We start from the raw sequence: 8,065 nt of genomic DNA on the forward strand, positions 1-8,065 counted from the left end.
GTGTTGGCTAAAATGGGTCGGCCGGGATTGGTCAATCTCGGCCGACTATATTTGGCTAAATTATTCCGGCGCTAACAACGGCGTTTGATCCGTTTGAGGAGCGGCCGTTCTGCGCGGTGGATAGCCTGGTCTTTGCGTGGTTGTCCTATTTGCGTTTGCCGGGTGATATGGCGGAGCTGACGAACTGGCAGGGCCTAGACGTACGCGAGCTGCTGCGTGCCGAGTGCTACCGGGACATGATTGACGATTTGTGGGACCCGGAGGGGAGCAGAGCCTTGTTGGAGGCCGTGGCAGCAAGCCCTCGCTACCGTGGCGTACACGTTTGCGGCTATCGTGCCGTGAGCGATGTGGTGGCGACAGAGCAGTTTGCAGCCATGGCGTTCCGGTTTCCGGCGGGGTTTAGTTATCTTTCCTTTCGGGGGACCGACAGTACGATTGTGGGCTGGAAAGAGGACTTTAACATGGCATTCCGGTGTCCTGTGCCGGCCCAGGAATCCGCGGCGCGCTATGTGGACGAGGCGGCGGATGCGATCGACGGGCCGCTTTTGTGCGGAGGTCATTCCAAGGGTGGAAACCTTGCGGTGTACGGTGCGGCGATGTGCTCCGATGTCGCCCGTGAGCGAATCGAACGGGTGTATTCCCATGATGGTCCGGGCTTCGTCGAGGAGTTTCTGAACGGCAACGCCTTTGCCGATCTTTCCGGTCGAATCGACAAGACGCTACCTCGGTCGTCGATCTTTGGCATGATGTTCGAGACACAGGAGGACTATGCCATCGTTGAGAGCACCGAGTTCAGCCTGCTGCAGCACAATCCCTTTAGCTGGGTGGTTGATGGTCGCGACTTCGTGTACTGTGAGCGCCTGTCCGCCGGTGCTCGATACGTTGATGGCTCCATTCGCGAGATGCTGCTTGCAGTGGGGCCTAGCGAGCGCGAGCGTTTTGTAGATGCGTTGTTCTCCGTGTTTGAGGCTACGGGTGCTGAGCGGTTTGCGGATATCGTTGGAAATCTGCGCGAAAGCCTGCCCGTGATGCTCCAGGCTGCGCAAGGCTTTGACAAGGATACGCGACGCTTTGTCTCGCAGACCATCGCGGCAATCCTTAAATGCGCACTGCTGCCCAAACGACCCCAGATCGACATGCCCGCAGCCGGTAAGAGTCTGGCAGAACAACTCGAGGCGTGGCAGTCCGAGCTTCTGCGCTAGCCATTGGTGCAAAGCAACCTGTCCCCGATGCACCAATCTTCGATGCGCTCGGGGAGGGCTTGACCGCTATACTGGTTCGTGCCGAAATCGATCTAGAACGGAATGCCGTATATGAAAATCAATCACGCGATTCTGCATATCCTGGACTTTGACTCTGCCGTCAACGTTATGAGCCAGCGCGAGCTCGATATCGAGAGTCGTACCGTACGCAACTTCGTGACCACGCATCTGCGCCGCGCACGTACCTCGGCCGACAATAAACGCGCCACGTTTGCCGAGAACTCTGCGTTTGGCGGCGAGCTCAAGGGCTATTTCTTTGGCGAGCGCGAGTTCGTGGACCTGTCGCAGCAGATTGCGGAGTTTATCTCCTCCGAGCTCACCAAAGCCGAGAAAGCCGAGTCCACCGACGTGCTCGTGGCCGATTTTGACGACGATGAGGATGCCCGCTGGTTTGCCGTGATGCTGCTGGGCTCCAAGCAGGCTTTTATGCACGAAGTGGGCCGCGAGGAGGGGGAGGTGCGTAACGACATCGCGCGCCATTTCGCCATTCTGCCGAACCCCTCGCAAAAGGTGCCGAGCTATGCCATCGTGCGTGCAAGCACCATGGAGATCGGCTATGTGGATAAGAAGCGCAAGATTGCCGGCGAAGACCGTATGCTCATTCCCGACGGTCTGCTGCAGTGCGATACGGGCGTGTCGGGCAAGGAGGTCATCGACACCGTGACGCGTGTGGTCGAGGAAGTCGCCGAGGAGCACGGCGCCAACACGGCCGTGGCGCTCGCCAAGGTTAAGGCCGCTGTGGCCGAGAAGGTCGAGGATGACGAGGAGCTGCCGCCCTGGGATATCGTGGACGAGGTCTTTGAGGACGAACCGGTCATCAAGGAAAGTGTGCGCGCGGCACTGACCGAGGAGAAGGTTCCCGAGCGCGTTCCCGTGGAGCGCAAGCAGGTCGAGCGCGCGGCGGTGCGCAATCATAAGATTCGTACCGATACGGGTATCGAGATCAGCTTCCCGGCCGAGATGGGTTCCAACTCCGAGTACATCGAGTTCGTCAATGAGCCTAACGGCCTCATCTCCATCGAGCTCAAAAATATCGGTAGCATCGAGAATCGATAAGTTGCGTTGCGCCTACAGCGAGAAAGCAAAGGCCGAAGCCCTTCGGGACTTCGGCCTTTTTTGTTTTCGGCTTGGTTGCTGACATTGCGCCGCAGGTTGGGCATACGTCAGCGAAAACGCCCCTAGGCGAGCAAGGTGACGCGAAAGAGGAGGGCATTGACCTTCTGGTCATGCCCGACGATTGAACGTCAGATTGCCGCCTAGGGGCGTTTGCAGCGTCGGGTCGTTACGGCGTTTGGTAAAACGCCGTAACTATTAAAGCTGGCGCAGGCCCTCTTCCAGGCCGGTCTTGCTGTCGGTCTTCTCGTCGCGCATCTTGATGACGCGGGCGGGGACACCGGCCACGACGGCACCGGCGGGGACATCCTCGACGCACACGGCGCCGGCGGCAACAACAGCGCCCTTGCCCACGCGTACGCCCTCCAGGACCACGGCGTTGGCGCCGATCATGACGTCGTCTTCGATGATGACGGGCGTGGCGCTTGCGGGCTCAACGACGCCTGCCAACACGGTTCCAGCGCCGATGTGGCAGTTCTTGCCCACGGTGGCGCGGCCGCCTAGCACGGCGCCCATATCGATCATGGAACCCTCGCCGATAACGGAGCCGATGTTGATGATGGCGCCCATCATGATGACGGCACGGTCGCCAATCTCGACGCGGTCGCGGATGATCGCGCCCGGCTCGATGCGGGCGTTGATGCCCTTAAGGTCGAGCATGGGCACGGCGGAGTTGCGGCAATCGTTCTCCACGTCGTAGTAATCGATGGAATCGGCGTTGGCGTCCAGGATGGCCTTAAGCTCATCCCAGTCGCCAAAGACGGTCTTGCCGCGACGACCGCCGTAGACATGTGCGTCGCCCCAGGCAACCTTCATGCCGGGCTTCTCGCGCACGTACAGCTTGACGGGCGTCTTTTTGGGCGCGGTGGCGATGTAGTTGATAATCTCCTGTGCATCCATCTCGGCTGCGTTGCTCATTTGCTATCTCTCCTTTGGGCGGGTTCGGTTGATACCTGGTTAGGCAAACATGACCTGGTCGAACGTATAGAAGCCGGGTTCGCGGGCGACGAGCTTCTGCGCGGCTGCCAGGGCGCCGTTGACAAAGATCTGACGGCTCGTGGCGCGGTGCGTGAGCGTGACCTCCTCGTCCTGGCCGAAAAAGCTTACCTCGTGCACGCCGGCGACGGTGCCGCCGCGCAGCGAGTGCATACCGATCTCCTTGGGGTCACGCGCGCCGCACATGCCCTCGCGGCCATAGACGGGGTGGTAGCCTGCCTCGGGCTCAGCTTCGACGACGGCATCGAGCAGTAGCTTGGCAGTGCCGCTGGGGGCATCGACCTTTTGGTTGTGGTGCGTCTCGACGATTTCGCAGTCAAAGCCGGGCAGCTCGCGTGTAGCCTGCGCTACCAGATGGCGCAGGGCTGCGATACCGATGGAGTAATTGCCCGAGTGCATAACGCGGGTGTTCTGGCCCAGCTCACGCAGGCGGTCCATCTGCTCGGGGGTGTAGCCTGTGGTGCCCGAGACCAACGCCGCGCCCGTGCGCTCGACATAGGCGACGACGGCGTCGAAGGTCGCGACGTTCGAGAAGTCGATAATCACATCGGCAGCCGGTGCGTTCTCGAGCTTGCTCAAATCGAAGCCAATCTGGGCCACGATATCAAAAACGGGTTGACCGGCGGCGTCGACAACGCCCTCGGCGGTGGTGCGGATGAGCGAGCCCATGCGGCCCGTTCCCATAATGACGGTCTTAATCAAGCAGACCAGCTCCCTTCAGAGCATCGGTAAGTGCGGCTCGCGTGTCGTCTGCCATGGGGCACAGCGGCATACGGTAGTTTGCCTCGATCATGCCCATCTGGGCGAGCGCTTCCTTGACGGGGATGGGGTTGACCTCGCTAAAGAGGGCATTGATGAGCGGCTGGCCGGCAATCTGGATATCGCGGGCGCGTGCCACGTCACCGTCCAGATAGGCGCGGCACATGTCGTGCACGAGCTGCGGCTGAACATCGGCCCACACGCTGATGGTGCCCGAGGCGCCCAGGCTCATGAGCGGTACGGTAAGCGCGTCCTCGCCCGAGTACATGCGGAAGTCGTCTGACAGCAGGTGGGCGATCTTGGCCGCGTAGGCGACGTTGCCCGAGGCCTCCTTAATACCCATGATGTTGGGGTGCGCGGCCAGGCGTTCTACGTTGCGCTCGCTGATGCCGCAGCCACAGCGGCCGGGGATGTTGTACAGGATGCAGGGGATGTCCACGGCATCGGCGACGGTCTTAAAGTGCTGATAGGTACCCTCTTCATTGGACTTGTTGTAGTAGGGGGTGATGAGCAGCAGACCGTCGGCGCCCAGGCCCTGATAGGTGAGCGACTTGGTGAGCATGGTCTGCGTGGAGTTGGAGCCCGAGCCGGCAATAACGGGGACGCGTCCTGCAACATGCTTGACCACAGCGGCGACGACGGAGTTGTCCTCGTCATCGGTCATCGTGGCACTCTCACCGGTGGTGCCCAGGGTGAGGATGGCGTCAGTGCCATTTTGCAGGTGGAAATCGATAAGGCGCTCAAGCGCGTCAAAGTCGACACTGCCGTCCTTTTTAAACGGCGTGACAAGGGCGACGATTGAGCCCTCGAGATTGCGGATATCCATGTTCTTCTCCTTCGCTTCCGCGATCTGGACGCGTTTGTTCCATTTGGCGGCGACTGCTAGGCGCTCGTCCTGAGCACGACGGCGGGCGCTTTCGGCGCGCGATTTGGCCAGCAGCTCGCGGCCGCACGGCAGCACGTCGAGCGTGGCAAAGTAATCGCCCGGACGCTCGGCGCGGCGAATGAGGTCTGCCGAGCCATCGGGGCGCAGCAGGACCTCGGCGGAGCGCAGGCGGCCGTTGTAGTTGTAGCCCATAGAGTGGCCATGCGCGCCGGTGTCGTGAATCACGAGCAGGTCGCCCATGTCGATATGCGGAAGCTCGCGGTCGATGGCGAACTTGTCATTGTTCTCGCACAGATTGCCCGTGATGTCGTACGTGTTCGTGACGGGCGCTGTGGTCTTGTCGTCGCCACCCGGCTGGCCCATCACCGTAATGTGGTGGTAAGCGCCATACATGGCAGGACGAATCAGATCGACGGCACTGGCGTCCACGCCGATATAGTCCTTGTAGATCTGCTTCTCGTGGATGGCCTTGGTGACCAGGCATCCGTAGGGGCCCATCATAAAGCGACCCATCTCGGTGCAGATCGCCACATCGCCCATGCCGGCGGGGACCAGAATCTCGTCGTAGGCTGCGTGTACGCCCTCACCGATGGCGTGAATGTCGTTAGCCTGCTGCTCGGGCAGGTAGGGGATACCCACACCGCCGGACAGATTGATAAAGGCGACATGTGCGCCGGTCTCGCGCTCCAGGCGCACGGCAAGTTTAAAGAGGATGCGTGCGAGCTTGGGATAGTAGTCGTTAGTGACGGTGTTACTGGCAAGGAAGGCATGGATGCCAAAATTCTCGGCGCCCTTGGCCTTGAGCATGCGGAAGGCCTCAAAGAGCTGCTCGGTGGTCATGCCATATTTGGAGTCGCCCGGGTTGTCCATGATGCCGTTGGAGAGCTGGAACAGACCGCCTGGATTAAAGCGGCAGCTGACCGTCTTGGGGATGGGCCCCGCAACACGCTCAAAGAACTCGATGTGGCTGATGTCGTCAAAGTTGACGATGGCACCCAGCTTGTTGGCGAGCTCAAAGTCGGCAGCCGGCGTGTCGTTGGAAGAGAACATGATGTCGTGTCCCGTGATGCCCAGCGAGCGGGCGATCATGAGCTCGGTATAGCTCGAGCAATCGCAGCCGCAGCCGTATTCGTTGAGAATGGAGATGAGCGCCGGGTTGGGGTTGGCCTTGACGGCAAAGTATTCCTTAAAGCCCGGGTTCCATGCAAAGGCGTCGCGCACTTCTTGCATGTTGCGGCGGATGCCCGCCTCGTCGTATAGATGAAACGGCGTGGGGAACTGCTCGACGATATGCTCGAGTGTCTCCTTGTCCACAAACGGCTGCTTGGCCGCATATGCCTCGTTGGGGGTCAATGCCATGTCCCGTAAACCTCGCTATCCAGACGGCGCCATCTGCGCATCGAATCCGCATAGCGTGGACCCAATGTCCGGATAGCGCTCCCGCATTGCTGCAGACAGTCCTGTGGGTGTTTCCCACAGGCCCACCAGGTTGTTCGTGCCCGAAAAACCCAGTTCGGCGGGTTTCGCCTCCCCACGGGGTCAAAGCCTGCCGGCTCGCCCGCGGCTCTTCGTGCCCGCGCCTCTATCAAGTGGTAAAGACCCTATCACGTTGCACTTTACCAAACAAGAGTATTCGTATATAACGTTTAAAAAATGCAGGGATATGTTAGAAACAAGGGCGTCACAATTCTGCATCACAATATTGTGCGAATGGATATGCCCCATGGAAGGATCCTTTATGACCGAGCTCCAAGAACTTCGTCGCTATCGTCGCGACCTGCATCGCATTCCGGAGCTCGATTTCGATCTTCCGCAAACCATTGCCTATATCGAGGGCGTGTTGGCACCGCTCGCTTGCGAGGTGACCCATCCGTGCCCCAGCTGCGTCTGCGCTTTCTTCGACGCCGGCGTTGGTGCCGCGCATGCCACAGCGATTCGCGCCGATATGGATGCGCTGCCCATCGCGGAGGCGACGGGAGCGGCCTTTGCCTCGACCCATCCCGGCAAGATGCACGCTTGCGGACATGACGGACACATGGCCATGGCACTTGCCGCCGCGACGTATGTCGACCGTACGATTCGCGAGCAGCCGGGCGCCATTAGGCGCAACGTTCTCTTTGTGTTCCAGCCGGCCGAGGAAACGACCGGTGGTGCCAAGACGGTATGCGAGAGCGGTGTGTTCGAGCGCTATGGGGCTGACCGCATTTTTGGCTTCCATGTGTGGCCCGATCTGCCTGCCGGCACGTTGGCGAGTTGTTCCGGTCCGCTGCTGGCGCGTTCGAGTGAGACACACATTCATATTCACGGGACGAGCATCCATATCGCTAAGACTTATGGTGTGCCGGTTGAGGAGTCGCACGATGCCGCGTTGGCGGCGGCGAAGTTTTTGGTTGCCGAGCGCGAACTGATGGACGAGCTGGGCACCGACGAGCCCTGTATCGGCAAGTTTGGTCTGCTGCAGGCCGGTACCGTCTGCAATGCGGTGGCGGGGGAGGCCCATGTTGCTGGTAGCTTGCGCGTGTTTACAGACGCTATGTTCGACCGTGCGCGCGAGGGCGTGCGCCGTGTGCTCGACGAAGCGTGCACCGCAACGGGCTGCACGTATGATCTCGACTTCGCCGAGGGCTATCCACCGGTCGATAACGACCCCGAGTTGTTTGCCTGCATTGCGCCTGCCTTGTCCGAGCTGCAACTTGTGGACGAGCCGCTGTTAATTGCCGAGGACTTTGCTTTCTATCAGCGCCATCTGCCGGGCGTGTTCTTCTTGCTGGGCACGGGCATGCCAGAGGACCAAGACAACCCGAGTGATTCGGATGGCTGCCCCGCCTATGCCACAAGCGCTCTGCATACCGATAGCATGCTCTTCGACGAGGAAATCCTACTCAAAGGCCTCGATGTCTACAAACGATTACTTTCGCTTGACTGGTTGATTTCCGATCTCAGCCGAACACATTGAGCAAATAGGCCATTCCCGCAGTTAGCCGAACGCCCCCGCGGCCCCTCCTGGGGTCCGGGGGCGCCGTTTTCCCAGTTGAAGGAACGGTGGAGA

General features: G+C 60.3%; 6 protein-coding genes and 1 riboswitch. Of the genes, 3 read left to right on the forward strand and 3 right to left on the reverse strand.

Going from position 1 to position 8,065, the window contains the following annotated elements; genetic code table 11:
* Positions 1-167 precede the first annotated feature (167 nt).
* Positions 168-1,202, forward strand: a complete 1,035-nt coding sequence (locus GPK42_RS02165; protein WP_252200037.1) for an Mbeg1-like protein — start codon at positions 168-170, stop codon at positions 1,200-1,202.
* A 111-nt stretch (positions 1,203-1,313) separates the two neighbouring features.
* On the forward strand, positions 1,314-2,318 hold the full coding sequence (locus GPK42_RS02170; RefSeq protein ID WP_215693229.1) for a nucleoid-associated protein: 1,005 nt from the start codon (positions 1,314-1,316) through the stop codon (positions 2,316-2,318).
* A 255-nt stretch (positions 2,319-2,573) separates the two neighbouring features.
* Here the strand turns inward: GPK42_RS02170 and dapD are convergent, their stop codons facing one another.
* From dapD to dapA, 3 genes are read right to left on the reverse strand one after another with little or no spacing between them, the layout of a single operon-like run.
* The gene (dapD, locus tag GPK42_RS02175) at positions 2,574-3,293 is read right to left on the reverse strand and encodes a 2,3,4,5-tetrahydropyridine-2,6-dicarboxylate N-acetyltransferase (protein WP_082437754.1); all 720 of its coding nucleotides are present in this window, start codon (positions 3,291-3,293) and stop codon (positions 2,574-2,576) included.
* Positions 3,294-3,332: 39 nt separating this feature from the next.
* Positions 3,333-4,073 carry a 4-hydroxy-tetrahydrodipicolinate reductase gene (gene dapB / locus GPK42_RS02180; protein ID WP_215693230.1) on the reverse strand — a complete coding sequence of 247 codons (741 nt, stop codon included), beginning with the start codon at positions 4,071-4,073 and terminating at the stop codon, positions 3,333-3,335.
* Positions 4,066-6,375, reverse strand: a complete 2,310-nt coding sequence (dapA, locus tag GPK42_RS10010; RefSeq protein WP_252200038.1) for a 4-hydroxy-tetrahydrodipicolinate synthase — start codon at positions 6,373-6,375, stop codon at positions 4,066-4,068. The genes dapB and dapA overlap by 8 nt, the downstream gene beginning before the upstream one ends.
* A 65-nt stretch (positions 6,376-6,440) precedes the next feature.
* Positions 6,441-6,609: riboswitch (Lysine riboswitch) on the reverse strand.
* A 145-nt stretch (positions 6,610-6,754) separates the two neighbouring features.
* On the opposite strand from dapA, the gene GPK42_RS02195 reads away from it, so the two are divergent.
* Positions 6,755-7,972: an N-acetyldiaminopimelate deacetylase gene (locus tag GPK42_RS02195; protein ID WP_252200039.1), complete on the forward strand. Its 1,218-nt coding sequence runs from the start codon at positions 6,755-6,757 to the stop codon at positions 7,970-7,972.
* Positions 7,973-8,065 lie beyond the last annotated feature (93 nt).

Origin of the sequence: Collinsella aerofaciens (genome assembly GCF_018785265.1) — a bacterium.
GTDB lineage: Bacteria > Actinomycetota > Coriobacteriia > Coriobacteriales > Coriobacteriaceae > Collinsella > Collinsella aerofaciens_AI.

What these genes read in the sequence shown, in the direction of transcription:
- GPK42_RS02195 (WP_252200039.1), top strand. Translation starts at nt 6,755, where the DNA reads ATGACCGAGCTCCAAGAACTTCGTCGCTATCGTCGCGACCTGCATCGC.
- dapD (WP_082437754.1), bottom strand. Translation starts at nt 3,293, where the DNA reads ATGAGCAACGCAGCCGAGATGGATGCACAGGAGATTATCAACTACATC.
- GPK42_RS02165 (WP_252200037.1), top strand. Translation starts at nt 168, where the DNA reads ATGGCGGAGCTGACGAACTGGCAGGGCCTAGACGTACGCGAGCTGCTG.
- dapA (WP_252200038.1), bottom strand. Translation starts at nt 6,375, where the DNA reads ATGGCATTGACCCCCAACGAGGCATATGCGGCCAAGCAGCCGTTTGTG.
- GPK42_RS02170 (WP_215693229.1), top strand. Translation starts at nt 1,314, where the DNA reads ATGAAAATCAATCACGCGATTCTGCATATCCTGGACTTTGACTCTGCC.